We start from the raw sequence: 24,967 nt of genomic DNA, 5'->3' as shown, positions 1-24,967 counted from the left end.
AAGACCCTCGGTTGAGCCGGTCCAGTCAGCCTTCGGGCAAGCCAGCGTCACGCAGACCCGATAAGATCCGCGCCATAATAGCAGAGGGCCACCATGTATCCCTGACTTTGGCAAGCGTAAGGTCGGGATGGCTCTCTCGCAGTCGAAGGCAGGCACGTCGTGCCTCATCCAATCTGCCGGCGTGCACATAGGCGCTGACGAGCCACCGCAGAGCCCAACTCGCGTCAGGCTGCTGGCTAAGGCCTCTTTGGATCCAGGTAATCGCATCGTCGTATCGCCCGTCGACGAAATGGGCGGCGCCGACGCCGACGTCCGCCCACGCACGCGCTCAGCATGGGTTCGAATCAGAGCGTCACCGCCTCGAACAGGCCTCTAAGTTTAGAAGCGCTTCGTTGAAGCGCAGCGCGCTCATGTGTGTCAAGGTCAGGAAGCAATTCAGTGGAAATGCCTTCGCGGCCCACAACGCGGGGAACCGATAAAGCTACATCGCGCACACCTTCGATCAGCGCGGTGACGCTCGAGACTGAAAGCACCGCCTGTTCATCCTGCCTTACCGCGCCGACGATCCGGGCAAGACCTGCTCCAATCCCGTAGTAGGTAGAGCCTTTGCCCTTGATGATGGTATAGGCGGCGTTGCGAGTCTTGCTGTCGATATCTGTCCGGACAGCTTCGGTAATGGGAGCGCCAATCTGTGCACCGAAGAGAGCAATCGGAACTGTACCTGCCCTGGCGCCGGACCACGCCAAGACTTGGCTGTCGCCGTGTTCGCCCAGCACATAGGCATGAATGGATCGCGGCGACACACGAAGGTGAGCCCCCAGCAGGCTACGAAACCGCGCGGTATCGAGAATTGTCCCCGATCCGATCACGCGATGGTTTGGCAGTCCGGAGTACGCTTCGGCGATCTGTGTCATGATGTCGACCGGGTTGGATGCAACCAGCAAAATCGCGTCGGGACAGACACGCATGATCTCGCCTACAACTGTTCGGAAGACCGCGGCGTTGCGGCTCAGCAGATCGGTTCGCGTCTCCCCGGATCGTTGCGCGACCCCTGCGGCTATTACGACAACACCAGCATTCCGAAGATGATCGTAGTCTCCATGAGAAATCGAGGTTCCTGAGGCAAACGGCATCGCATGTGCGATATCAAGGGCTTGTGCTTCGGCCAGAGCTGGATCGAGATCGACCAGCACAACCTCGCTCGCGACACCGCGTAAGCCAAGGGCGTACGCAGTCGCGCTGCCAACCATGCCGGCTCCAACAATGCCGACCTTCATCCCGTTTGCCTCCCTGTCGGAGTTAAGTAAGACTTAGCGCGGAAGCTCGCCATTAACAGGCCGTCAGCGGAGTTCCCGCAATTCACCGCGTGACGACGCCCTCCTTGGTCATGGGAGTCGTCTTGCCCACTATTCCGCCAGGATCAAGGATGGACGAAGCATTTCTTTCTTCCCACGCCGACCACTCTTTTATACCGACGGCGTCGACTGCATCCTGCTCGGCTTTGGACAGGTTTCGAAAGGACGCCAAGTCCTCGGGCTTCTGGTGTAAACGGCAAGAAAGCGGAGCATCGGTACATCCTCCATTCATCTTGAAGGTTGCCAATTTATGCGCCTCGCTTCGGAAATCACCTGCCGACAAATAGCGCGGGACGTGGAACGGCGGCTTTGGGGCGCAAAGCTGCCATAACTGTCACAGCGCTATTATTCGAAACGGCAACACGCGCTTAGTCAAGGTGCGAAGCAAACAGCGCTAGCGATGATTGCGCCAAAGCCGATCATTGTGGCGATTTGCGAGAGGCCGCGCCGCTGGCGAGTTGGATGGAAGCGCACCTCCGGCCTCCGTCATTCCGGGCCTTGAGCCTGGATATCCGAGTATGCGCGCTGAAGAAGCGCGCAATTTTCACTCCCATCTCAGCGGAAACCGCCGCTTGCCACCAGCCGCCTGGGCGCCCATCACCGGACGTTCAAGAACCGTCCGCTTTCCGTGGATACTCATTACTTCGACGTCCTCGGTCACAAAGAGGGATGACGGCCTGATGGAGGTGGAGGTCGCCCGGGCATTACCTCTTACCATTTGTTGACTCACCCGCGCTTGAACAATACGTTAAGAACCCGGTCGTTGGGCTTGTCCTCAAATGACGAACCATTCTCTTCAGCGTCGCCTTGCCGCCATCGTCGTTGCCGATGTGGTGGGATATTCACGCCTGATGGAGGCTGATGAAGCCGCAACGCTTGAGAACCTCAGGGAACTCCGTTCCGGCGTTATCGAGCCGGCTGTGATGCGTCACAACGGTCGCATCTTCAAGGTCGCGGGCGACGGCTTCCTGATCGAATTCGGCAGCGCGGTGGACGCGGTCGCAGCAGCCTTGGAAATGCAGCGGGCCGCCACTGCTGTTGAGGCTACCGAAGACCGGCGCCTGCTTTTGCGTGTCGGCGTCAATCTGGGAGATGTCATTGACGACGGTTCGGACGTCCTCGGCGACGGCGTCAATGTCGCGGCGCGCCTCCAGACGCTGGCCGCGCCGGGAGGCATCTGCATTTCAGCCAGCGTTCACGGCGAGATCGTCGGCAAGATTGGCGACCGGTTCTTCGATGCAGGCGAACGCTACCTGAAGAACCTCACTCGCCCGGTCCACCTGTGGCATTGGCCGGATGCGCTGCAGAGCGTTTTGCCGCTGCCCGAATGTCCCTCGATCGCTGTATTGCCGTTCACGAACATGAGTGGGGATGAAGCGGACGCGCCTTTCGTCGACGGCTTGACCGAAGACCTGATCACCGACCTTTCCCGCACGGCTGGCCTGTTCGTCATCGCGCGCAATTCCGTGTGGGGCTACAAGGGCAAGCCGGTCGACGTAAAGCTGGTCGCCCAGGAACTCGGCGTCCGCTACGTCCTAGAGGGGAGCGCCAGACGCGCAATGGGCCGTGTCCGCATCAATGCCCAATTGATCGACGCGCTTGGCGGCCAGCACTTGTGGGCCGAACGGTTCGACAGGACGGTGGAAGATGTTTTCGAATTACAGGATGAGGTCAACGCCAAGATTGTTGAAGCCCTCGTCGGCCGGCTGACCATCCCGACGCCGCGCAATCGGCCGAAGAACTTCGAGGCCTACGATCTGTGTGTGCGCGCCCGTCTCCTGACGGAGGAGTCGCCGCAAACCGAGCGTGAGGCCTATATGCTGCTCCAACGCGCGGTCAAGCTCGAGCCATCCTATGCCGAGGCGCTCGGTCTGCTCGCCTATAACCGTTGGCTTGCCTGGACGCATTTCGGCGAGCCCGAAGATCCTAACCGCCGGATGGCGGTGACATCAGCGCAGAAGGCGGTCGACCTGGATCCCAACGATGCCGGCTGCCGCTACGTTCTGGGGACCATTTTGGCTTATGAGCGGCGATGGGAGGAATCGGATGCCGCTTTCGCCATGGCCCTGAAACTCGACCCCAATCACGCCGACACCTGGGCCGCCATGTCTGATATGTCCGTGCTGGACGGCAGGATTGCCGACGGACTGGCGCAGATCGAAAAAGCTCTGCGGCTCAATCCCTATCCGGCCTGCTGGTATCTTTGTCATCTTGGGCAGGCGCAATACGCCGCAGGTGACTACGAGGCGGCAACCGCTACACTCCGCAGGAAAGAAACCTATCGCACCAACTCACGCAAATTCCTGGCTGCTGCGCTTGCGCAGTTGGGCCACCGCGAGGAGGCGCGGCGAGAAGCAGAATTGTTCCTGATCGCCCACCCTCATTTCACGATCGCTCATTGGCTCAGTTCCCAGCCGCTGCGCGATGCATCTGTACGAGACCACTTTGTCGACGGCTTCCGAAAGGCTGGCCTGCCGGAGACGTGACAGCGGGCGGGGACAATCCCGACGGGTTGGTGACAATCGGTTCTTTCGACAGTCCAATTGCCGTGCAACATTGATCGTCGTGAATACGTCTAACGCGCCGAACGATCGAATCCCGGCACGGCGCCCACAGCACCTGCCGACAGCACCCTTCGCACACTTGACCTTAAGTCGTCACAGGAGAACGAAATGTCCAAATCCATCCTCGACATGTCGATGTCCCTCGATGGGTATATCGCCGACGATAACGATTATCTTGGAGGCGAGGATGGAGAGCGGCTGCACCACTGGGCGGACGCCGACGGGGGATCCGCTCAGGCCGGGCCCGTGCGTGAATTTGAAGCCGAATGGAAGGCGGCCGGTTCAGTCCTTGCCGGCCGGCGGACCGCCGAGCTCATGGATCACTGGGGAGGCAGTCATGGCGGCGCCCCGATCTTCGTGCCCAGTCACCGGCCTCCGCCGCCCGCCGCCCGTTGGGGTTATCCGTTGGTGACCTACGTGAATGACGGAATCGAGAGCGCGATGGCGCTGGCGAAGGCTGCGGCCGGCGATCGGGACGTACAACTGCGGGGTGGTTATACGGCGCAAGAAGCACTCCGGGCCGGGGTGCTGGACGAGATCCAGATCCATCTGATCCCGGTGCTGCTCGGTCGCGGCCGCCGGCTGTTCGATGTTTTGCCGTCAGAGATCGAACTGGAGCTTGTCAGGGTAATCGACACGCCGGCGGCGACACACATCCGCTATCGTGTCCGTCGCCAATCCAGTTCCTAGCGTCTGACGAGACCGCGGCGGCCTACTATTGCCTGAAGCTGGGCAGCCACGAACATCTGCTCGATGCAAAGGCGCATTTTCAGCTGGTCCGCCGACGGCCATTCGATCGGCTGCTCACGCCGGTCAGCCTCTGGCCATACATGGCCGTAAAAGGCCAGCACCATCGAAATGGGCCGTGGCGTCCTGGCGGACAATGCGCATCGAGCTCAATGCCCGGCGAAAACCAGGGTCTGAACCGGCAGGAACATCGCCTGTATACGCAGGATCATGGCATGCACGAGACCGACCGTGTCGACCACATGCAGGAATAACCAGCGCGGGGTGCTGATGTTGGGATCAGCGAGCGCATCGTGATTGTTGGTATAGGCATTGGCGATGCAACTGCTGCCTGGCGGCACATCATCCAGGCCGCCGTCGAACAGCGGCTGCAGGAACACCGTCAGCGTGCCGGGTTTTGCCAGCTGCTGTACGTCGAGCAGCTGGTCGGTGGGGCGCAGCTGGCCGGCCGCGATCACGTCCTGCACCTCGGTCACCACGAGCGGGATGATGGTGAACGGCTTGCCGACGCAGACGGCCTCCGCGACCATTCCGGGTTTCATCACCTGCGCCTCGATCTGCCCAAAACCGGCGATCAGCGTTCCGCGGCCCGCTTCGCTCGGCACCAGGATGCCGGCAGGACGCAGCATGGTGTTCAGCACATCGCCGGGGCGCAATGTGAATTGCTGGACTGTGCCCGCTACCCCCGCCTTGACGACGGTCTTGTCGAGTTCCACCTGCGCCTCCGCCCGGGCGGCCTCGGCGCTCGCCTTCTGCGCCGGCAGGAGAACGCTGAGTTTGGTTTCCAGCGTCTGTTTCTTGGCAAGCGCAGCGCTGAGGGAGCCTTTGCGGCCTTCGACCGTATTGGTGAGGCGGACCACCTCCCGGCGGGCGACGGCATCGTTTTTCAGGAGCTGGGTCTTCATCTCCAACTCGTCCTCAGCCACTTTCAGGGCGCCGTCGGCCTCCTGAATCTGGCCGTCCATGCTCGCAAGCTCGGTCTGCGCGACCTTCGCTTCGGCTTCGACTTCGGCGATTTGCCGGCTGGCGGTTTCGAATGCCGCCTTCTGCTGTGAATCGTCGAGGCGGAAGAGCGGCGCGCCGGCGGCGACCTTTTCGTTGACGCCGACAAAGACCTCATCCACCCGGCCGGAGGCCTCCGGCAGGATCGTGACCGTGCGGAATATGGCCGTGACCGTTTTTGTCGAGGGATGGAAATAGAAGATCATGGTGATCAGCGAAACGGTCAGGATCAGGCAGGCGGAAATGCCCCAGCGCAGTTCGTACCACATGCTGTAAAGGGTGATCTCCTGGCCGATGCGCTTGCCCTGGACATAGCGTCGATAGAGATAGTCCGGGAAGATGGTCAGCATTGAGCAGAGCATTAATTCGAACATGATCAGATCCCCTCTTCGTGCAGTGTCTTGGCGGGCGTCCGGGCGGGTGGTGCCTCTGCCACTGCTTCTGGCGCTGGCGTCGGCGCGCGGACCGGTTCCGGGTGATCGGCTGCGACCGGCGCCTCATCCTCGAGCTCGTCCGGGTCGCGTCCGGCGAGCCTGGCGAGCGAGCGGGCGATCGAATAGAGCGGGGTCGTAAAATCGGGAAACCGAACGAAGGCCAGGAGCAGACCAAGGATCCAGTAAAGGTGATTGTGGGTGAAGAGCGAGATCAGCGCCAGAACCGCGACAATCTCCATCTGCACCTTGTTGGTGCGGTGGGCGATGCGTTCGGGGATGGCGTGAAGCTGGAAGTAGAGGTTGCCGACCACCAGAATCATCACGATCAGAAAGACGATGACGCCGACAAACAAATAGTCGGTCTGGCCCGGCTCGGTGATGAAGCCGGGCACGTGATCGGTGAGAGCGGAGTGATAGTCTTCCATCGAAATCTCCTTTCCTGAACGCGATAGTCGCCTGCCAGCCGGCAGGCCGCATGGATCATGTCAGCCGGCGCCTGCCGCCAGGGCCTGTTTGTGCGCCGTCAGAGCCTGCTGAGCAGCTGCGGCCGTATCGGCAACCTTGTCGCCGGCGACCTGGACGGTCGGCACGGCAAGGCGGATGCCGTTTTCATGGAAGGCCTCATAGATCATCCGCAGCGCCCGGCGCTTCAGCGTGAACTGCTCTCCGGGAAGCGTCATGAACTTCATGCGTAGCAGCAACCCGGAGTCGCCCAGGCTGTCGATGCCCTGCATTTTCAGCGGCTCGATCGTGATGGGTTTGAACTCGGGGTCGGCGAACAGTTCCTGGCCGATCTTCTTGATGATCTTGCGGGCCTTCTCGACGTCGGAATCATAGGCCACGCTGACCGTCATCTTCTCGATCACCCAGTCGCGGCTCATGTTCTGGATCGCGCCCAATTCGCTGAAGGGCACGATGTAGACGGCGCCGCGGTGATGCCTGAGCTTCACCGATCGAAGGCTGAAGGATTCGACGCTTCCCTTGTAATTGCCGCTCTGGATGTATTCGCCGACGCGGAAAGCGTCGTCGAGCAGGTAGAATACGCCGCTGATGATGTCCTTGACGACGGTCTGGGCGCCGAAGCCGATCGCAACGCCGACGACGCCGGCGCCGGCGATCAGCGGCCCGATCTCGACGCCGAGCGAAGACAGCGCCATCATCACTGCAATTGCGGCAAAGAGGATCATCAGAACGTTGCGCAGGATCGGCAGCAGCGTGCGGATCCGCGCCCGGCGGCGGGCCGTGTCGCTGCCGGCCTCTTGGGGCGTATCGGTCTCGCCAAGCTTGCGGTCGATGACGACGCGCACCAGGCTCCAGGCGAGATCGATGACGAGAAGGATGATGCCGGCGCTGAGCATGCCCCTGACGATGCGCAGCATCGGGGTGTCCTGCATCGTCATGCGGGTCAACTCGACATCGAGGGCACGGGCGAGCAGGAGGATGGCCCCGACGATGACCACTGCCCGCACACCGCGCTCCACCAGCACGGAGGCGATGCTTGCCCGCTCGGCCTTTTCCGCGCCGGCGGGAGAGGACAGAATATTGGCGATGGAGACGCGGGTGAGCGCAAGGATGGCCGGCAATGCGGCGCACACCGCGACGATCCAGAAGAGCTTCATCGCGCCGACGACCCAGAGAGCCCAGAGACCGATGAAATAGGCGGTCCATAGCCAATTGCGGATCGTCCGGCCGATGCGGGGCATCCGGCTCTCGACCGGCGCGTCCACCGGCCGGCGCCACAGGCTTTCGATCGCGATCGCCAACAGCACGACACCCAGCGTATAGGCGACGAGCAGCCGCGAGGCGGGGGGAAGGCCGAGCGTTGCAAGCAGCCGCACCGTCACCCAGCCGAAGGCGAACCAGCCGCAGAGATAGGCGAGGCGGCGCGCCCAATGGGCCGCGGCCGGATCGCTGACGGGGACCACGCGAAATCCTGGCTGCGCCGCGGCGGCGGGGGGCGCGAGCCAAATGCGCAGGAGCGCGGCGGCTAGGCGGAAGGCGACGAAGGCGAAGAGGTAGCCGACGACGATTTCGCGCACGAGCGGCGGCCAGTCGAAGATGAGGAAGAAGCCGATGCTGCCGAGCGCGAAAGCGAACACGTGGCATGCTTCCCAGAGAAGTTTGGCGCCGAGAAGGACAAGCCGCTCCCGGACGGTCGCAAAGGACGCCTGCTCCATCCAGGCGCGCCAGCCGCCGCTGATCCGCCGGAAAAACCACTGGGCGGCAAAACCTGCCGCCATGAAGGCGATCAAGAGCACCACCGGCCGGGTGCCGCCGTTCGCCTGGATATCACGCTCGAGCACCGCCGCGGCCGCCATCATCTGCGATGGAAACGAGGTCGCAGCATTCATCAGATCGGAGGAATGCCGGCGGAAGCGTGTGGCGAATTCGGAAAAAGAGGGATCGGTTGGCTTCGCCTCGCCTGGTTCGGCAGCGGCTTTTGCCGCTGCCTGCTGCTTCAGCCAGTCCTGCACCGCCGGATCGGTGGACAAGGCTATGAACTGCTCGATCCGTTCGGCCGGCAGTGCGGCCGGCGGTGTCTGCGACATCGCGGGCATGGCCGTCAGTGCGGCGGCGAGGGATGCGATCACCGCCAGGAGCAGCGTCCGAAGAACGTTCCTTGATGACACTATCGACATGATCACTCCCAATCCCGCGTATCGCGCACTGCGCGCCCTATGGCCGGCATTCCGTCCTGAAAGCATTGCCACAGGCCGGCTTCGACTTGCCGCCGGGCCCGGCAACCGCGCTGACCTCGGCGGCATAGGCGTCGCGTGTGTCCCGATCGACGACGGCGGCAGGCGCCGCCAACACCAGACCCGCAGCATTGCCCGCGGCGGCCGCCGTTTCCGTCGTCGCCGCAAGAATTCTCTCCCCGAGACCGACTCGGCTGTCAGTCAGCGTCTGTCCTTCCGAGATACGGGCGCCGATCAGCTGGACGATCGCGGGCGAAGCCGCGAACTTGGCGTGGTTGAGAGGGTCGCTGGTCTTCACCTTCGTCAAGTCGATGACATTGATGTCGTATTCCTCGAGTTCCTGCTTGTAAGGCGCCTGCTCCGGATCGATCGAGCCGAGACGGGCGACATCGCCCCAGACCCTTCGGGAGACGGCGAGCGCCTTATCGTCACGGGATACGAAGAGGGTGAATTGGGGGTGCTGCTTTCCCATGTCGGCGATCTGCTGGCGGAACACGTCGACATCGACGTCGGGAGCCGCGAGCATGACGTTCTTGAATTTCGCCGGCAGGCGGCCATTGCGGATCGCCATCTGCCGCAGGCCCTCCATAGCAAGCCAATTGCCCATCGAATGGGCGAGGATCGAGACTTCCTTGATCTCCGGATCATGGTAGAGATATTGAAAGAGCTTCTCCAGCGCGTTGCGGGTGTAATTGGTGCTCTCCCGATCATAGCCGTAGGCCAGCAGCCGTCCGCGCGAGGGCCACGTCACCAGCACCGGCGCGCTATGAACGCCGGAATCATGAACGATCTGGGCAAAACGGTAGACGGAGTCCTCGAAGCGGGTGTTGTAGCCGTGGATGAAGACGAAAACGCTCTTGTCGGGGCTCTTGCGCACGCTGGCGCTGAGCCAGGCCTTTGCGGCATCGACATCCAACTCGGTTGCCTTGAGCGTCGCAAAATCGGTCTTGGGATTGGACGGCAACTTCTTCGGCCAGGCGACTTCACCTTCCTTGCGCCCAGGCGGGATCGAGACGGTGATATCGGCGAAGGTGGGCTGGCGGGCGCGCTCGCCGCTGAACATCTCTCCGGGAACAGGCGAGCGGCTGCGCGTCGTGGCGACCAGCATGTCGACGCGATCGGCGCGGGGGGAGGTTTCGGCGACCGGGGTTAGCACGCCTTTCGGATGCCCGCCGCAGCCTGACAGGCACATCACCGTAACGCAGACCAGAAGCCGTCGAAGCGTCTGCCGAAAAGCGGCCTGAGTGCCGCGCATGTTGCTTATGTTCACACTGCTCCCCACCCTGACGCGTGCTGCCGGGGTCGACCCGGTCCTGCATGGAAGAGATTGGGCCAAAGACGCATCCGCAGGCATGTATGATCCTGTATGTTACAGGTAACAGCACCCTGCGCGTCGTTCGGCCGATGGCGAGGACAGCCGGTCGGACACACCGCCGTCAATTCGCCGGCTGGTCGTTTTGAACTGGCAGGCCGGCAGCCTCCAGCCCGGAGAAGAATCGTTCTTGGTCCTCGATTCTTGCCAGCCGCCGGACGACCTCCCGCCGGACATTCGGGATCAAGGCGGGCGATCGGGCCTCGATCCAGTCGATTTGCTCCTTTGCCTCCGCCGATTTTCCGAGGGTGCCGAGAATCGAAAGCAGGACGAGGCGATGCATCGGATTGTAGTTGAGGTCCGACATGCGCGACCATAATTCGGCAGCCTGGATATCGCCCCGCATGAAGGCGCAGAGCGCCATTCCTACCTCATAGTATCCCTGTGGTCCGGCATTCTTGCCGACCGCCTCCGAAATCAGCTCGCAGCCCCTGTCCCATTTTCCCGACATCGCCAGGCGCAGGCCGTATTCGCCCGCCACTTCGGTGTCGTTTGGATTGCTGGCATACGCAGCTTCGCCGGCCCGCAAGGCCTCGGTTGGGTCATTGCCGAAAAAGTTGGCAAGCATCAACGCCTGCAGAGCTCGGGCATTCTTCGGATCGAGACGCACGGCGCGTTCGGCAAGCTCCTTGGCAATCGCCAGCGTGGCGGCGGTTGGTTTCGTGTTCAGCTGATATGGAAAGCGGAATTCGTCGAGATAGGTGAGCGAAAGAAAGGCAGTGACATTGGAATCATCGGGCATCTTTTCCACAGCATGCTGCAGGCAGGATTTTGCCGCTTCCTGCGCCTGCGGGGTCATTTCGCTCCGATAGCTGTAGTAGGACAGAATGCAGGAAAACGCGTCCGCGTTTCCGGCGATGCTGGCGGTGTCCGTCTCGAATATAACGCCGAATGGGCGCGCGACCGCCGTCGCAATGTCCTCGGCAAGACCTGCCTGCGCCTGCAAGACGCCCTGGACCTTCATGTCCGCATCGTAATTGTTTGCCCAGATGACGGTGCCATCGGCTCGCCGCACAAGTCTGGCCGTCGAGCGCAGCGTTTCGCCTTCCAGCCTGATACTCCCCTGCAAGGCATAGATCGGTTGCGACGACCACTGGCCCTCCCGATTGCGCGGCAAAGCGGCGGCGACGACGATGTCATTGAAGGGAACGAGCTTTTCGATGATGTCATCGGTGATGCCGCGGGAAATGTCGGATGCAACCCCGCTGCCGGAGGCGCTTTCGAAACGTTCGACGACAATGATGGGGTGGCCGACGGCTCCAGACGGCATGTCGTTTTCGGTTTTGAACGTCCCCCCGTGCTGAAGCATCGCGGCGGCGGCGACGAACACGACCGCCGCGCCTCCTGCGGAAAGCCAATATCGGGACCATGCCACACGCCGGTTCGCCTTGTCTCGGCCGTCCGTATCCGCTGCCCGGGCGCCTTGCTGCCCCTCATCTGCCGGAGGTGTCAGCGGAACGGCCTGTCCGGTTTGCGGCATATCTGCAGGCTGGGCTCCTTGCCTCACCTCGAAGACAGGCGCATAGCCGCCTCTGGGAATTGTAATGACGACCCGGTCCGCGGCGCCGGCGGTCAGGTAATAATGTTCCAGTTCCCTGCGCAGTCGTCCTGCTTCGATACGGACACAGGGATCCTGCTGAGCATCGAAATTTGCATCTCGGCCGAAAACCGCCTGCGCGATGGTAAATGCCTTCAGGTAGTCGCGACGGCCGGCAAGCGTCTCGGTCACCACGAATTCGAGGAACCTCCCCGCTCGCTCCGGAAGACGAAACTCGGGACTGGACAGAATACGCTCAAGTTGCCGCTGCACCTCTTCGGGTGAAGAAATGTCGCTGCTCGCCCTGTCAACGTCTGCATTTGGCATCGGCTCCCCCAGACTCCGATTGCGAACAACCTGCAGCATGCAGTCATCGACGATAGACCTGCGTCGACACAACGGCAATGCTCTTCAGAAGAATAAGCTAATTAAGGATCGCTTTATTCAACGGTCGCCAGGGGCCAATACAGGCCTGTATAGCTCGTACCGGCGTAGGATACCGTATCCTACCTGGGCGGACATGTATTTTACTGCCTTCGTCTCTCCGTGCACTCTATCATCACCTGAACATTCCGGAGGAGGCGGCGATGACATCACCTGAAACGTCCACATCCCATGCTATGACGAGCGCCGAGGAGCTGCGCAAGCGCGCTTTGGAACTCCAGCTCGTGGAAATGGAGCGCAGCGACAAGATCAAGGCGCGTGAAGCGAAGAAACATGCTGATTTCGTCGAGGATTTCTTCCGCAAGCAGATTGGAGAAGCGGAACGCGCCGTCATCAAACGCCTGGTGATGAAAGCGGCCGCGGATGGCAAATACGAGGCGCTGATCTACAGCTTTCCATCGACCTTCTGCACGGACAGCGGCCGCGCGATCAACAATAACCTTGCCGGATGGCAGAAGACGCTGCAGGGGAAGGCGAAGGAGCTGTATGGACTGTTCGAGGAGGTCGCCAAGCCGCAAGGCTACGGTCTGAAGGCGATGATCATCAATTTCCCCGACGGGATGCCTGGAGACGTCGGCTTCTTCCTCACTTGGGAACCCCCTGTCGACTGACGCCAAAGAGCAGGCACGAGCGAGGGAATATCCTGTTGAAAGCGATAGAGATCGAGCGAAAGTTCCTGGTCCGGGACGACAGTTGGCGCGTTTACGCCGACGCGCCGCGCGTCCTGCAACAGGCCTATCTTGGCGTCGATCAGAACTGCGTGCGCGTCCGCCTGATCGACGGGCGTTCCGCGCGCCTGACAATCAAATTCCGCTCGCCAGGCCTGGCCCGCGAGGAATTTGAGTATGACATTCCGGTCGAGGAGGCACGCGATCTCCTTCTCCACGCAGGTCATGTCCTTGAAAAGACCCGATACCGCGTCCTGCATGACGGCCAAAGCTGGGAGGTGGACGTGTTCGCCGGCGCTTACCAGGGATTAACACTCGCCGAAATCGAAATGGCGAGTGAGGATGACCGGTTCAACCTGCCGCAATGGCTGGGGCGCGAGGTCACGGGCGAGCGGCGATACTCCAACCGCGCCATGGCAGCTGCCCCGCCCCCACAACAGCCGGCGGCGCAGGGCGGCGCCGGCTGAAACCTTAATCCTTTACGACGGTCCAATTTGCGTCCGGATTGAAATCCTTGATCGCCGCAGCCTGCTCTTCCGTCGTCGGGCCGAGATCACGCTGGTAGATGACGCTCATTCCGTTGACCATGAACGTCTGCACGCCGGTCACCCTATATTTGACCGGCCAGGCAATCAGCGCAAAACCGCCGGTCATATAGCCGTTGATGACATAACTTTGCTTGCCGCCAAGGACATTGTCTCCCTGGGATGTCAGGATACGGTAGCGATAGCCGTAATAACCCTCGCCGCGTTTGGCGGCTCCGAACGCGGCCGTTTCGACCAGCGCGCTTGCCGGGCTTTCCTCGGGGTAGACGCTCGGATCCCAGTAAAGGCCATCGAGCTTGCCAGGGCTGCTGATCAATTTCTTCGCGAACTCATAGATGCCGTCGCCGTCACGATCCTCGGATGCGTACCAGTATTGGGCCGCCACATATTCGTGCATGGTATCGATGGTGGCGAGCTCGTTCTCGCCGACGCGGCGATTGATGATTTCTTCAAGGCCACGCTGCGTGTCGAAGAACCATTTGCCGTCCTTGTCTTCGGCCAGCGGAAACGGCAGCGGCCAAAGCCGATCGCCGATTGCGGCGACCTTCAGATTGCCGAGATCCTTCAGAACCACCTGGCGCTCTGCGCCCTCCCGGATCAATCCGTAGGCGATCATCGCCTCGTTGCTGGAACGGAGCTTGTCGGCGTTGAGGCCGAGCAAGGCGGCAAGATCGTCGATATTGTTGGAAGCCAGCACCGACTTCAGTTTGTCGATCGCAAGCTGCGCGCTGTCGAACTTCGGCGAAGACGTCGCCGCCTTGTACGCGGAGAGATCCGTCTGCGCCAGTAGGAGCGTCGGCGTTGCCGAAAACGTGCACAGCGCTGCTGCGAACATGAGCGAAATTACGGTCGATTGGCGTCTCATGATGTCACTCCCTGAGCTGGAAACAGGTCTTACCGCCGTCCACCGCCGCCACGGCCACCGCCGCCACGACCACCGCCACCGCGGCCACCGCCGCCGCCTGAAGGGCGGCTATACTGAGGTGGACGGGCCGAAGGACGCTGGCCCATGCTCTGCGCCCCCCGGTGCGAGGAGACGGCCTCCCGGCGACCGGATTGCGGGTTGCCGAGAGCGCTCGGCTGGCGTCCGCGATTATCAGGTCTCGAAGCCATTTGCGGCTTGTTGGCCTTCTTGACGGATTTCTGGGCGGGCTTGGCGGGGCGATTGGCGGCCTTCTGAGGACGCGCCTCAGGCCTCGACGCTCCCTGCCGATCGCTTGCTGCCGGTCTATTGGCGGCGGGCTTGGCCTTCAGACCTTGCGCCGTGTTCTTGCGGATATCTTCAGCGCGTGCGGCGTTACCGCGATTCCCAGGCCTCTGACTTGCCTGGATATCATTGGCTCTGTTGCGCAGCTGGTTGCGATTGTCGCTCTGGAGACTGGATTTGATCGACGACCGGTCCAGCTTCGCGAACTGGTCCTTGCCTATACTCAGTTTGCTGCGGTCGACATTGCTCCAGTCGACGTCGTTAAACTTAAGCTTCCCATTGAAGTTGCGGTCGTTCAGGCAATTGTTGCAGTCGATATCAATATCGCCGTCCCAGCGGCCGCCCCAGACGCCCCAGTCGTCCCAGTTGACGATGGCTGCCCAGGTCAGACCCGTGACCGCAGCGGCGAAAAAGCCCGCCCCTGGGTAATAATAGCTGTCGTAATAATCCGGATAGTAAGAGATGGGCTCCGAGGCATAACCCGGTTCATAAAGCATTTCCGGCGGGTATTGCGGGATGTAGATCTTCTCGGGATCGGTCGGTCGGATGATGATATTTTCGTTTTCGGTAACGACGGTCACCTTGTCATCCGTCTTGATGATGTTCTTTTCCACCGCTTCGTCGCGAAGCTGCTGAATGGCAATCAGAACATCCTTTTGCTGATTGGTGAGCGCATCCGCCAGCGATTGCGTCCAGTCGAGGTCTTCGCTCATCATCTTGACGACGTCGGGATAGTTGAGCAGCGAAATGACGCTCCCGTCCCAATCGCTCTTCGGCTTGAGATCGGAATTCTTCTTTTTTGCCTCGAGGAACCGCTGTGCCTCGACGATCTGCAGCGGGAAGAGCGAGGCAGCCGAAATCGCTGCAACCAATTCGTCCGGATAAAGGGCAATGCGCGCCACGAGCACTTCCAGCTCATCGTCTGACAGAAGCGCCGCAGCAGGCTGTTCGGCAGCCGTCTGGGTCGGCGCGGCCGCTGGTGCAGGCGCCTGGGCGCGCGCGGGCAAGGCCAGCTGCAATGTGATGATCGCAACCACCGACAATCCAGCAATGAGTTGGCCGGCGAAAAATTGAGCCCCAGACACTTTGTGGGGAATTGCTTTCATCGCACCGACCTCCCTTGGATCAAACTTTGACGGACGCCTTCATGAAGACTTCGGACCGATGAGAGGCGGTCGCCCCAGAACGACTACTTTCGATTGGGCGATTGCCTCTCCCATCTCCTGCAGCAGCGCCTCGACCAGACCCGCATATTCCAGCCGCCGCGCCTCTCGAACCGCTTCCGGCAGAGCCTCGACATGCGCCAGAGCCTGGGCGGCATCCGCGAGATCCTCGCACATGCTGTGAAAGGGCTCGTTTACGTAGAAAAGCCGCTGTACCAGCCGCGTCTGGTTGGGAAAATAAGTCTCGGCCGTCTCAAGGGCGGATAGATATGTCGAACTTTTATCTCCCGACGCCATCTCCGCCCCCGCCGCCGACTGCGCTCAGCAGATGTCGAAACTATACAACAGGCGCAGCGGCGGCTGACGTAAAATACGCGAACCTACGGTAGCCGGCCTTCCAAGCGCCGGACGAATTCGAAGCGTTGGCCGCAATGGCATGTATCAAGCCGGTCGCGTCCCTCCGCTCCTGAGCGCAGACGATCTCCTCGAGTATCTGGATGGCCGCGACCCGATAGAGATTACACGATGCTACGAGCCTCGACTCCGAAACAGGCCTAATATCGGCGTTTGATAGCGATCTAGCGGTAGTGCCAGACCGGCCGGAAGGGAGCGGCCGTGTTTCGATTAGCATCATGATCGCGATCGACGTTCCAGATCTGATCGCCAACGCACGAAACCACCCCATCAGCACGCCGCGCCCATCAGCACGCCGCTGAACACTGCCGAACGGGTGGTTGTTGCGATCTGGCCGTGCCAGTTGACGCCAATCCCGACCGTGCGGCCAAGCAGTGTGATGACCTGGGAAGGACCAACGGTGAGAGCATAGGAGCCAGCGGTGATAGGTAGCATTCCGATGTTGCGGGGCCTGAGCGGTTTCAGCCGGGATTGGCTTCGCAGCGATATCCCCGCCGGGCTGTCGATCGCTGCCGTCGGCCTGCCGAGCGCCATCGCCTACCCGGCAATCGCCGGCCTGCCGCCGGAGACCGGCATCTATGCCAGCATCCTCGCGCCGATCGCCTACGCGATTTTCGGCCCCTCGCGGCTCTTGATCGTCGGGCCTGACGCGGCGACGATGACGGTGCTTGCCGCTGCCATGGGCGCCATCATCGCGGTCGCGCCGCCCGGAACCGCTGTCGACCGGGTGGCGATCGCTTCGGCGCTTGCGATCGGCGTCGGCGTCTTCTACATCGCCGCGAAACTATTGAGGCTCGGCGTTCTCGCGAGCTTCCTGTCCCGGCCGATTCTGGTCGGGTTTTTCGCCGGGGTGTCGCTTTCAATTCTCGTCGGACAGATCGGCCGCTTTACGAGAGTGAAGATCGAATCCGACGGGCTCATCGCTCCGCTCATCGAAATGCTCGCCAAGAGCGGCCTCATCCATTGGCCTTCCCTGATCCTCGGCCTTGCCATGTTTGCGCTGCTTTGGGTCGTCCGGGCTCTGCAGTTGAAGGTTCCGGGCCCGGTGCTGGTAGTGGTGGTCTCGGTCGTCCTGTCAGCCATCTTCGATTTCCGCGGCCGCGGCATCGCCGTGATCGGCGACCTGCCGAGTGGCCTGCCGGCCCTCTCCCTGCCAGCATTTCATCAGATGCCTCTCGACAAGACCGTGCTCGGTTCAGCCGCGATTTTTCTCGTCAGCTTCGGCGCCGGAATAGTGACGGCGCGCAGCTTCGGGTCACGCACCGGCGAGGAAGTCGACGCGAACCAGGAGTTGATCGGACTTGGCGCCGCCAATATCGCACCTGGCCTTTTCGGCTCGTTTCCGATCAGCATGTCCGATTCCCGCACGGCCATAAACCTGTCGACGGGAGGCGTCTCTCAGCTTGCAGGGCTGGTTTCGGCCGCCACCTTGATCGCGGCCCTGGTGTTCCTGAATGATGCGCTGAGCATTCTCCCGATCCCGGCGCTGGCGGCGATCCTGGCAACGGCTGCCATCAGCCTCATCGATATCGATGAGCTCAGGAAGATCTGGCGCATCAGCCGTATCGAATTCATCTTTGCGCTGATCGCCATGTGGGGAGCGATCAGCTTCGGCGTCCTTAACGGCGTGATTGTCGCGATCGCGGCGACCTTCGCCTATCTGCTGCGTCAGACGATGTTTCCGCGCGATGGCCTTCTTGGCCGCATCGAGGGGCGGCACGGCTTCTTCGATCTGCAGCGCTTTCCGGAAGCCCGTCCGATCGAGGGGGCGGCCGTCTTCGCGGTCCAGGGCAGCATCCTGTTTTACAACGCCGATTACGTGCGTTTGCGGATGATTTCGGTGATCAAGGCGCTTCCCGCCGAAACCAAATACCTGGTGCTCGATGCAAGCGCCATTACCTATATCGACAGCACCGGCGCGACCGCGCTCGAGGCTGTCGCTGACATGCTTGCGAAGCGCAACATCACCTTCGCGATCGCCGATCTCAGCGAGGAAAGCCGCGCGATTCTTGATCGTGCCGGCGTGATCAACGCGATCGGCGCCGACAATCTTTTCAATGGCAGGGAAGAAGCCTTGCGGACGCTGATCGGCGACATCGACCAGCCCGACCGCACCGTCCCGGCCGCCAATATACCCTAGTTGAGAGAAGGAGGGAGAGCCATGGACGAAAACTACGAGCCGAGAGAGGCAGAAGCAGAGGCAACCCGCAACGGCAAAGATAAAAAGAAGAAGAAATCCTGGGATTATGACAAGGAAATCGGCCGGCTGCAGGTGGAGCTGGCTTACCTTCAGGCCTGGGTGAAGAAGTCAGGCGCAAGGATCGTCATCATCTTCGAAGGGCGCGACGCCGCCGGCAAGGGCGGCATGATCAAGCGGATCATGGAACGGCTCAGCCCGCGTGTTTTCCGCGTTGTGGCTCTGCCGGCTCCCACCGACCGGGAAAAGTCGCAGATCTACATGCAGCGTTACATCGCCCACCTGCCGGCAGCCGGCGAAGTCGTGATATTCGACCGCAGCTGGTATAACCGTGCCGGCGTCGATCGTGTCATGGGCTTCTGCAGTGACAAGAAGGCGCAGCGCTTTCTCGAACTCGCGCCCCGCTTCGAAGCCGCCATCGTCGAAAGCGGCGTCATCCTTCTCAAATATTTCCTGACGGTCACCGAGGAGGAACAGGAGCGCCGCTTCAGGCGCCGGATCCATGATCCGGTGCGGCAATGGAAGCTCAGTCCCATGGATGTCGAATCCTACCAGCGCTGGTGGGATTATACGCGCGCCTATGACGAGATGCTGCGGATGACCGACTCCAACCATGCACCGTGGTGGATCGTGCCTTCCGACGACAAGAAACGGGCACGGATCAACTGCATCTCTCACATCCTGCAGTCCATTCCGTATGAACGAGTGAAATTTGACGAGCCCGATCTGGGGAAACGGCAGAAACGACCGGCCGACTTCACTGAGGACCGCAGCATCCGCCATGTCGTGCCTGACACGACGTCATAGGCATGGTGGGTCCGGCCTGTAACCTCACGGATGTGACGATGGAGCAGACAGTTGATACGACAACGCCAGGGACCGGCGCGGGTCAGATTTCGATAGAGGCGAGAGTAAGCGATCTGGTCCGCTTGGGCATCATCGGATTGTTCGCTTACTGGACGATGACGCTGATTGCTCCTTTCGCGCTTATCCTCATCTGGGCCGCCATCCTTGCCGTTGCTCTCTACCCGATGTTTGCGACGCTCTCGCGGTTGATCGGAAACCGGCCGGTGATCGCTGCCATCGTTATAGTCGCCGGTTGCCTCGTGCTGATCATAGCACCGCTCGCCCTCGTCGCAGTCAATTTCGCCGACACCGTAGAGGCGTTGATCGGCAGGTTGCGGACCGGAGAATTTACCCTGCCGGCAGCGCCTGACGCCATCAGGAATTGGCCTGTCGTCGGCGAGCGGCTCCATGATATCTGGAATCGCGTCGCCAGCGATCTGGCTTCGACGATCATCAAGTTTCAGGCGCCGATTCGTGAGGTCATGGGCGCTGTTGTGGCAAAACTAGCCTCGATCGGCGGCGACGTGCTGAGTTTTGTCGTCTCCATCATGCTCTCCGGCCTGTTTCTCACCCAGTCAACGCGTTTGGCCGCGGCGATACAGGTTCTGGCAAGCCGGGTCGCCGGCGACAAGGGCGTCGGTTTCGCCCGGCTGTCGGGAAGCACGGTGCGGAATGTATCACGCGGTGTCATCGGCGTGGCTTTCCTGCAGACCCTGCTCTGCGGACTGTGCTTTGCCGTCTTCGACGTTCCAGCGCGTGGAGCGCTGACCTTCGTCGTCTTCTTACTGTGCGTCATGCAACTCGGGCCAGCGCTGGTCCTCCTGCCCCTCGTCATCTGGGCCTGGTTCTCCTGGCCGTTCGCCGGCGCCTTTGCCTTTACCTGCCTTGCGGTGCCGATCTCGATTGTCGACAACATCCTGAAGCCTATCCTGATGGCGAGAGGCCTCTCCACTCCCATGCCCGTCATCCTGATCGGCGTGATCGGCGGCACTCTGGCCCATGGGCTGCTGGGGCTTTTTCTGGGACCGGTCGTTCTCAGTGTCTTTTACGAGCTGCTGAGAGCCTGGGCCTGGCCTGCGGCAATGGCGGAAGGATCAGAACATGATGACGCACGGGCTCTCAGCGTGGAAACCGAGCGTGCCGGATAGGCCACGGCCGGTCTACCTGTTGGTACAGTAGACGACGACCTCCTGCTCTAGGTCGCGACAGAGCTCCTCATATTCCGCAACGAGCTTGTCTTCCCTCGGGTTCTGGGTCCGGAACCGAGCCAGCGCGTCGACTGCAAGATCGTAGGCCTCGAACAGTTCGCCGAGGGTCTCGTTGGTAACGTCCGCCAGCAGATGGCGGATATCTGGAAGCCGCAACATCAGTTTTCTGCGGCCGCGTTCTTGGCTCATGAACTAGCTCCGCATTGGTACCGCGTCTGCAATTGATAAGAAGACAGTAAGGTGCCGAATTGTTCCCGAGGTCACAATTACTGTATCAGACCGCAAGCCATTCTTGCCAACTTAGTTCGGTAGCGGACAATCGGTGTCGCTCATTCCCGTCAAGAACGGTCCGCGCCCAAATTTGTGGCCTTATGGGCGAACCCTAAAGCAAAGCTTGCAACCAGGGGCTCGCGCGCTATGATGTATTAGAAGTAGCTTAGATAATTGCGTGACTTATCGTGGGGCGATCATGAGGAACGCAAAGGTCAATGTTTTGGGCAGTCTTGAGCCGACGGTGGATGAAATCTGCCGTCAGGTCGAGCGAATTCTCGGAAGCGAGGAATTTCACGCGCCGAAGCGGGGGCGGGATTTCCTCGAGTTCGTCGTCAATGAGACGCTTGCCGGCCGCTCGGAGTTCCTGAAAGCCTTCACCATAGCGAATGTCGTTTTCGGCCGGGAAGCTTCATTTGACCCGCAGAATGACCCGGTCGTCCGGATCGAGGCCGGTCGGATCAGAAAGGCGCTCGAGCGCTATTATCTCGTCGCGGGGCGCACGGACGAGGTCATCATCACCGTGCCCAAAGGCGGATATGTACCGCATTTCGAATATGCTCAGGGATTGCCGCTTCCATCGGCGGGCGGCCTGGAGCAGGCCCAGGCCGCAGAGTTCAATGCGCAAGAAGGCTCTCCTCGGAAGATGCGTGCTCCGATGCTTTCGGCCGCTCACGGCTTCGGGATCGTCATAATCGTCGTGGTTGCTCTGTTTGCCTTAGCCCTTGCATATGCATTGTCTGTTCCGAATGGGCGACCGACTGCGTCAACGCCGCCGGCGACCGCTCATCCGAAGGTGATCGTCGAATTCTTTTCCGAAAGCGGTTCCACCGGCGCTGGTTCGGATATCGCTCGCGGCCTGAGGGACGACGTGATCGGCCAGCTTGCCCGCTTCGACGACATTGTCATTGTCGCCGATCCGCTGCGCGCCGGGCGTGCCGCCGGCGCCGACTATTCGCTCCAGAGCAATATCCAGCTCGACAAAAGCAGGTTGCGCGCCGCGGTCAGGCTGGTGCGTCAATCGGATGGCGCGGTCGTCTGGGCCAGGAACTTCGATGCCGATCTTCAAGCCGAGAGCAAGCTTGTCATCCAAGGCAACATCTCCCGGCAGATCTCCAGTGCGATCGCGCATCCTGATGGGGCGATCCTTCAAACCGGAACGAACCAGATCGTCGGACCGGCTCAAAATGGCGACCAGGATGCCTATGCCTGCACGCGCGCCTATTACAGCTACCGTCAGGCCATGACCGCGCAAAGCCACGGCTCGACGCTGGAATGCCTGCGGCAGGCGACGCAGCGCTTCCCCGATAACGCTGCGTCCTGGACATTGCTGTCCATAGTCTATCTTGACGAGCTGCGATATCGCTACCAGCTCGGCACTTCCTCTTCGGTTCAACCGCTCGAATTGGCAACCGCTGCGGTGGAGCGGGCGGCATCTCTCGCGCCCGGCGATCCCCGCGTGCTGCAGGCGCTGATGTTGGTGAGCTTCTTCCGCGGAGACATCGACAAGGCCCTGGAGGCTGGCATGGCGGCCTATGCCGCCGATCCCGGTGACGTCGAACTCGCCGGCGAATATGGTTATCGACTGGCGCTTTCCGGGAAATGGCAATCAGGCTGCGAACTGCTCTCGATCGCCGTCAACAGGGGCGTCGGTCCTAGTGGCTACTACGAAGCCGGCATGGCGCTGTGTGCATTCATGAAGGGCGATCTCGAACAGGCGGAGCGCTGGTCGCGAAAGTCCGATCTCGGCTCGAACCCCGTCCATCGTCTCGTGCTGCTATCCATTCTGGGGGCCGCCGGGAAGACCGAGGAGGCCAAAGCGGAAGAGCATTGGCTTCATAGCCATGCGCCGGCATTGATGGCTAACATCCGCGAGGAAATTTCGCTGCGCTTGCAACGGCTTGACGATCAGGAGCGCGTCCTGAATGGATTGCGTGCCTCGGGACTTGATATCGACGCCACCCCGGCAAGATAAGGCCGCTATCGATTGGTCGGTGCGGCGCTCTGCTTGCGGTTCGAAATCTCCAGAGCGATTTGCATGGCGATCTCGTCCTCGACATCGAGAAAGGTCCGGCCGCGCAGTTGGCGATCATATTGATTTGCCCATATCACCGTGCCGTCGGCGCCATTGATCATTCGGACATGCAGATGAAGGACGGCGCCCTCGATAACCACGCTTCCCTGCAGACTGAACAGCGGAACGATCGGTTGGGTGTCGGATCTGTCGGGCGCGAGCACGACAAGATTTTCCGCTTTCATCAGCTTCGTCAGCAGCTGGTCGGCCAGGCCTTTCGCAAAATTCACGCCTTCGGAGCTGCCGCCGAGGGCCGCGAAGGGCTCGACCACAATGCTGACCTTGCTCGCGACCGTCGACGCGGCGGGCGCCGGCGGCGCTCTCGGCCTTGAAAAATAGGCTTCCAACGGGCGGATGAGAGCCAAAACCGCGATCACGCCGAACAGCGCCGGTACGCCGATCGGCAGCAGAAGATCGCGATAGGCGACAGAGCGCTCCAGGCCGACCCTCTTGTTTCCGCGGTTTTGCAAATCCCTCCCTTCGCCTGGATTCGCGCTGCCATTGCTGCTCGAAAATTGCGGCGAATAGCCTCCCTTGGGGATGGTAATCCCGATCGGGTCACTGCTTCCGCTGACGAGATAATATCGCTCAAGTGCGCGACGGATACGCCCCGCCTCGATGCGGACGACCGGATCATTCTGCGCATCGAAGGAGGCGCCCCGCGCGAAAACCGCCTGCGCAATCGTATAGGCCTTGAGTTGTTCGCTGCGTCCTTCCAGCGTCTCCTCAACGATATACCGCAGGAAACGCCGCCCACGCTCAGGAGCATGAAATTCGGGACTGGCGAGGATGCGCTCAAGCTGCGCGCGAACGGCTGCAGGGTCGTAGGGTTCGCGGCTGGTTTCCTCCTCATCCGATACCATCGAGCCCTCCCGCGACGCCACCTGTTGCCTTATACACCTGTCGATGGTTCAGGACTTCCGTAGCAATACGTAAATGAGAGCCTGGACCTGGCCGCCAGCGACATTGCCGGATCAGATGACGGTTCACAGCCGACTCGGACGCTTCACCGCCTAGAGCCTTTCCGGGTTAGATTGAAGCATTCTGCCGGAGCAGGTTTTCGTCAGGGCAAAGGCGATTGGCGAAGGGCATACCCCAAGGTACGTCCGAGCCAATCGCCTTTGATCCTGGCTAGAGATGCCCGGCCCACCGGCCGCACCGCTTCGCCGTGGCGAAGCGATGTGCGTCCGGCGATTCTGAAGTCTTGCAGATTTGCCAGCCAAATCTGCGGGAGGGTTGGCTGAAACAGGGCGGCTGATCGACCGGCCGGCTTGGCCGTAGGGCTGGGCTACGACGCGCGCCGGCCGGTCGACCATCCGACTCCGTTTGAGCCAACACAATACTTCAATCTAACCCGGAAAAGCTCCAGTGCAATAGGCGACGACTTCCTGCTCTATTTCGCGGCAGAGCTGCTCATATTCGGTGATCAGCGTATCTTCTCTCGGACGCTCATTTCGGAACCGATCCAATGCATCGACGGCAAGGTCATAGGCTTCAAACATCTCCCCCAGTGTCTCGCTGGTCACGTCAGCGAGACGATGACGAACATCGGGCAGGCGGAGCATCAATTTCCTTCGTCCACGCTCTCGGCTCATAGTGTAACTCCGGATATTTGCACGCACCGGTAAACAATCCGAACTCGATGGAACCCCGTTCGTTCCCCCTCACCTGCTCCGATCATCCGTCCGGCGGTGCGCTCGCAGAACGGATGCGCATTTCCAGGTCAATGTGCAGCAGAACAGGATTCAAGGCTCCCGGTCGTCCGCATCCAGGGCTTTCACGGTGACTGCGGCGACGATGCCGGTCAGCACAATGCCCGCAAAGCCGATCATCAACGCCAATATCCGCGACGAGATATGTTTGGGGGTAAAATCGCCGTAGCCGATCGTCAAGCCGGTGACGAAAGTGAAATACATGGCTTCGTCAATGCGCCAGTTTTCGATACGCCAGATTGCGAGCCCGGATCCGACCATCAGGGAGACGATCGCTGAGACGATTGGCCAGATCACATGAAGCTGCCTTGCGAGCGCGACGAAAAACAGCCGCCGCATCTGTCTAGGGTTCGATATTCGGCCAGTTCTTACCGACACCTTTCGACCTCCCTGCAATTGGTTCAGGACATTCATAAGACTGACGCAGTCCATGGGGCTGGAATCCGCGCGCCCCACATTCATCCCGTGCACCATGCTTGCCAAGGCAACCGCTGCGGTGCCCTACCTCGATG

At 61.0% G+C, this 24,967-nt stretch carries 22 protein-coding genes and 2 pseudogenes; 8 read left to right on the top strand and 16 right to left on the bottom strand.

Annotation, left to right across the window (positions count from 1 at the left end):
* Positions 1-25 precede the first annotated feature (25 nt).
* From HJC04_RS32240 to HJC04_RS18230, 3 genes and pseudogenes are all read right to left on the bottom strand, one after another.
* Positions 26-280, bottom strand: a pseudogene (locus HJC04_RS32240) (tetratricopeptide repeat protein); the annotation flags it as partial.
* Positions 281-344: 64 nt separating this feature from the next.
* Positions 345-1,277 carry an L-lactate dehydrogenase gene (locus HJC04_RS18235; RefSeq protein ID WP_221122593.1) on the bottom strand — a complete coding sequence of 311 codons (933 nt, stop codon included), beginning with the start codon at positions 1,275-1,277 and terminating at the stop codon, positions 345-347.
* Positions 1,278-1,371: 94 nt separating this feature from the next.
* Positions 1,372-1,568 (bottom strand): annotated as a pseudogene (locus HJC04_RS18230) (hypothetical protein); the annotation flags it as partial.
* Between the two features lie 566 nt (positions 1,569-2,134).
* Between HJC04_RS18230 and HJC04_RS18225 the strand changes: the two are divergent.
* On the top strand, positions 2,135-3,841 hold the full coding sequence (locus tag HJC04_RS18225) for an adenylate/guanylate cyclase domain-containing protein (RefSeq protein WP_221146775.1): 1,707 nt from the start codon (positions 2,135-2,137) through the stop codon (positions 3,839-3,841).
* Between the two features lie 186 nt (positions 3,842-4,027).
* On the top strand, positions 4,028-4,609 hold the full coding sequence (locus HJC04_RS18220; RefSeq protein ID WP_210628804.1) for a dihydrofolate reductase family protein: 582 nt from the start codon (positions 4,028-4,030) through the stop codon (positions 4,607-4,609).
* A gap of 206 nt (positions 4,610-4,815) precedes the next feature.
* On the opposite strand, the gene HJC04_RS18215 is transcribed toward HJC04_RS18220, so the two are convergent.
* The 5 genes from HJC04_RS18215 to HJC04_RS18195 all read right to left on the bottom strand — a co-directional run bounded on the left by HJC04_RS18215 (position 4,816) and on the right by HJC04_RS18195 (position 12,034).
* Positions 4,816-6,042, bottom strand: coding sequence for an HlyD family secretion protein (locus HJC04_RS18215; protein WP_210628805.1), 1,227 nt, complete (start codon positions 6,040-6,042; stop codon positions 4,816-4,818).
* Positions 6,043-6,044: 2 nt separating this feature from the next.
* Positions 6,045-6,527, bottom strand: a complete 483-nt coding sequence (locus HJC04_RS18210) for a hypothetical protein (protein WP_210628806.1) — start codon at positions 6,525-6,527, stop codon at positions 6,045-6,047.
* A gap of 60 nt (positions 6,528-6,587) precedes the next feature.
* Positions 6,588-8,741, bottom strand: coding sequence for a mechanosensitive ion channel family protein (locus tag HJC04_RS18205; RefSeq protein WP_221146774.1), 2,154 nt, complete (start codon positions 8,739-8,741; stop codon positions 6,588-6,590).
* Between the two features lie 37 nt (positions 8,742-8,778).
* Positions 8,779-9,990, bottom strand: coding sequence for an alpha/beta hydrolase (locus HJC04_RS18200; protein WP_210631679.1), 1,212 nt, complete (start codon positions 9,988-9,990; stop codon positions 8,779-8,781).
* A 244-nt stretch (positions 9,991-10,234) separates the two neighbouring features.
* A complete protein-coding gene (locus HJC04_RS18195) occupies positions 10,235-12,034 on the bottom strand; it encodes a hypothetical protein (RefSeq protein WP_221146773.1) in 1,800 nt (599 codons plus the stop codon).
* 260 nt (positions 12,035-12,294) lie between these two features.
* On the opposite strand from HJC04_RS18195, the gene HJC04_RS18190 reads away from it, so the two are divergent.
* On the top strand, positions 12,295-12,762 hold the full coding sequence (locus HJC04_RS18190) for a hypothetical protein (protein WP_210628809.1): 468 nt from the start codon (positions 12,295-12,297) through the stop codon (positions 12,760-12,762).
* A 35-nt stretch (positions 12,763-12,797) separates the two neighbouring features.
* Complete coding sequence (locus HJC04_RS18185; protein ID WP_210628810.1) at positions 12,798-13,286, top strand: CYTH domain-containing protein; 489 nt, start codon at positions 12,798-12,800, stop codon at positions 13,284-13,286.
* 4 nt (positions 13,287-13,290) lie between these two features.
* Here the strand turns inward: HJC04_RS18185 and HJC04_RS18180 are convergent, their stop codons facing one another.
* The 4 genes from HJC04_RS18180 to HJC04_RS18165 form a co-directional block, all read right to left on the bottom strand.
* The gene (locus HJC04_RS18180; protein ID WP_210628811.1) at positions 13,291-14,229 is read right to left on the bottom strand and encodes a DUF2950 family protein; all 939 of its coding nucleotides are present in this window, start codon (positions 14,227-14,229) and stop codon (positions 13,291-13,293) included.
* Positions 14,230-14,258: 29 nt separating this feature from the next.
* On the bottom strand, positions 14,259-15,677 hold the full coding sequence (locus HJC04_RS18175; protein ID WP_210628812.1) for a DUF3300 domain-containing protein: 1,419 nt from the start codon (positions 15,675-15,677) through the stop codon (positions 14,259-14,261).
* Between the two features lie 39 nt (positions 15,678-15,716).
* Positions 15,717-16,031, bottom strand: coding sequence for a hypothetical protein (locus HJC04_RS18170; protein ID WP_210628813.1), 315 nt, complete (start codon positions 16,029-16,031; stop codon positions 15,717-15,719).
* Between the two features lie 387 nt (positions 16,032-16,418).
* On the bottom strand, positions 16,419-16,583 hold the full coding sequence (locus HJC04_RS18165) for a hypothetical protein (protein WP_221146772.1): 165 nt from the start codon (positions 16,581-16,583) through the stop codon (positions 16,419-16,421).
* A 4-nt stretch (positions 16,584-16,587) separates the two neighbouring features.
* On the opposite strand from HJC04_RS18165, the gene HJC04_RS18160 reads away from it, so the two are divergent.
* The 3 genes from HJC04_RS18160 to HJC04_RS18150 are packed head-to-tail and all read left to right on the top strand — an operon-like array spanning position 16,588 to position 20,339.
* Entirely contained in the window at positions 16,588-18,288 is a 1,701-nt protein-coding gene (locus HJC04_RS18160; RefSeq protein ID WP_221146882.1) for a SulP family inorganic anion transporter, read from the top strand.
* A 21-nt stretch (positions 18,289-18,309) separates the two neighbouring features.
* Positions 18,310-19,152 (top strand): polyphosphate kinase 2, encoded by an 843-nt coding sequence (gene ppk2 / locus HJC04_RS18155; RefSeq protein WP_210628816.1) that lies wholly within the window; start codon positions 18,310-18,312, stop codon positions 19,150-19,152.
* A gap of 38 nt (positions 19,153-19,190) precedes the next feature.
* Positions 19,191-20,339, top strand: coding sequence for an AI-2E family transporter (locus HJC04_RS18150; protein WP_210628817.1), 1,149 nt, complete (start codon positions 19,191-19,193; stop codon positions 20,337-20,339).
* Positions 20,340-20,351: 12 nt separating this feature from the next.
* Here the strand turns inward: HJC04_RS18150 and HJC04_RS18145 are convergent, their stop codons facing one another.
* On the bottom strand, positions 20,352-20,588 hold the full coding sequence (locus HJC04_RS18145) for a hypothetical protein (protein ID WP_210628818.1): 237 nt from the start codon (positions 20,586-20,588) through the stop codon (positions 20,352-20,354).
* Between the two features lie 280 nt (positions 20,589-20,868).
* On the opposite strand from HJC04_RS18145, the gene HJC04_RS18140 reads away from it, so the two are divergent.
* Positions 20,869-22,644 carry a hypothetical protein gene (locus HJC04_RS18140; protein ID WP_221122586.1) on the top strand — a complete coding sequence of 592 codons (1,776 nt, stop codon included), beginning with the start codon at positions 20,869-20,871 and terminating at the stop codon, positions 22,642-22,644.
* 5 nt (positions 22,645-22,649) lie between these two features.
* Here the strand turns inward: HJC04_RS18140 and HJC04_RS18135 are convergent, their stop codons facing one another.
* The 3 genes from HJC04_RS18135 to HJC04_RS18125 all read right to left on the bottom strand — a co-directional run bounded on the left by HJC04_RS18135 (position 22,650) and on the right by HJC04_RS18125 (position 24,794).
* The gene (locus tag HJC04_RS18135; protein WP_221146771.1) at positions 22,650-23,606 is read right to left on the bottom strand and encodes a hypothetical protein; all 957 of its coding nucleotides are present in this window, start codon (positions 23,604-23,606) and stop codon (positions 22,650-22,652) included.
* Positions 23,607-24,092: 486 nt separating this feature from the next.
* Positions 24,093-24,338: a hypothetical protein gene (locus tag HJC04_RS18130; protein ID WP_221124265.1), complete on the bottom strand. Its 246-nt coding sequence runs from the start codon at positions 24,336-24,338 to the stop codon at positions 24,093-24,095.
* 150 nt (positions 24,339-24,488) lie between these two features.
* Positions 24,489-24,794 (bottom strand): potassium channel family protein, encoded by a 306-nt coding sequence (locus HJC04_RS18125; protein WP_210631680.1) that lies wholly within the window; start codon positions 24,792-24,794, stop codon positions 24,489-24,491.
* Positions 24,795-24,967: the final 173 nt, after the last annotated feature.

Origin of the sequence: Rhizobium sp. NLR8a (genome assembly GCF_019685235.1) — a bacterium.
Classification (GTDB): Bacteria; Pseudomonadota; Alphaproteobacteria; order Rhizobiales; family Rhizobiaceae; genus Rhizobium.
Note: the sequence above shows the minus strand (reverse complement) of the source record. Positions and strands in the feature narration are given on the sequence as shown.